The following is a 1,317-nucleotide window of genomic DNA, read 5'->3' as shown; positions in this document are numbered from 1 at the left end:
GGGATGGACGGCCCCCGAACGGCATCGGTGTGCCAGACTGGTGATGTTGAGTCGAACCAGACAAAGGGAGCCGTCCATGACGAAGATTAGCACGATTGGGGTTGATCTGGCGAAGAACGTTTTTCAAGTCCACGGGATTGACGCGTCGGGAGCTGTGGTGGTGAGGCGCCAGCTCAAGCGAGCCTCGGTCGAGAAGTTTTTCGCACAGTTGCCGCCGTGCCTGGTGGGCATGGAGGCTTGCGGCAGCGCTCATCATTGGGCGCGCGTGATCGGCCGGTATGGCCACGAGGTGCGGTTGATGCCGCCGGCCTATGTGAAGCCCTACGTCAAGCGCAACAAGAACGATGGCCGCGATGCCGAAGGGGTCTGCGAGGCTGTGACCCGACCGACGATGCGGTTTGTTCCGGTGAAGAGCATCGGGCAACAGGCAACGCTGGCGGTTCATAGCGCGCGTGCCTTGCTGGTCCGGCAGCGGACCATGGTGGCGAACGCCTTGCGAGCAGCATTGAGTGAACTCGGGATCGTGGCAGTGCAAGGATATCAGGGGCTGTGCGCATTGATGGCCCGGCTCGAAGAGCCGAGCGAGAACATTCCGGAGATGATGCGCAGCGCCCTGTTGATGCTGGCCAAGCACTGGCAGGCGCTCAATGCCGACGAACGGGTGCTTGAACGACAGATCGCCAAGGCGGCCCGCGGCGATCGCGACGCCAAGCGGCTCATGGAGGTCCCAAGCGTCGGCCCGATCATCGCCAGCACGGTCCTGGCCAAAGTGCCCGACGCAAAAGTGTTCCGCTCCGGTCGCGACTTCGCAGCCTGGATCGGGATCACCGGCAAGGACCACGGCACCGGAGGCAAGCATCGCCCCGGGAGGATCTCCAAACAAGGAGACCGTGTGCTGCGAGCGCTGTTGATCAGCGGTGCCAGCGCCCATCTGCGGCAACAGAAGGCGCGCGGCGTCACCGATCCGTGGCTTCGTGATCTGCTGGCGCGGCGGCCCTACAAGGTCGCCATGGTGGCCTTCGCCGCCAAGACCGCCCGGATCATCTGGGCCATGCTGGTCAAAGGAGAAACCTACCGAGACCGCGCGAGCGCGCCGGCTGCGGCCTAGTTGAGGGGCAACAGCCGCCGCGCTCGCGCTCCATGCCTATCGGAAGGGCACTAAAGGTGTGATGGCAAATGGTCTGGAAACCGGGATCGAAACACTCCGCATCGTCATCGCGCGTCACAGCGCGCCGCAATGATTGGAATTCGATCAGCGATCTCCATCAGGGCCCGCGGTCAATGGCCGCTTCTCGAGGCCGTATACATGACCGCTCC

General features: G+C 63.6%; 1 protein-coding gene. It reads left to right on the top strand.

The window, feature by feature from the left end; genetic code table 11:
- Positions 1-76 precede the first annotated feature (76 nt).
- The gene (locus AAE027_RS39415) at positions 77-1,108 is read left to right on the top strand and encodes an IS110 family RNA-guided transposase (RefSeq protein ID WP_370991172.1); all 1,032 of its coding nucleotides are present in this window, start codon (positions 77-79) and stop codon (positions 1,106-1,108) included.
- Positions 1,109-1,317 lie beyond the last annotated feature (209 nt).

The sequence above is a fragment of the Bradyrhizobium sp. DN3 genome, from assembly GCF_041357655.1.
GTDB lineage: Bacteria > Pseudomonadota > Alphaproteobacteria > Rhizobiales > Xanthobacteraceae > Bradyrhizobium.
This window is presented reverse-complemented; position numbering and strand designations above follow the sequence as displayed.

Bases quoted from the DNA above. Each gene is read 5' to 3' on its own strand.
- AAE027_RS39415 (WP_370991172.1), top strand. From the start codon at position 77: ATGACGAAGATTAGCACGATTGGGGTTGATCTGGCGAAGAACGTTTTT.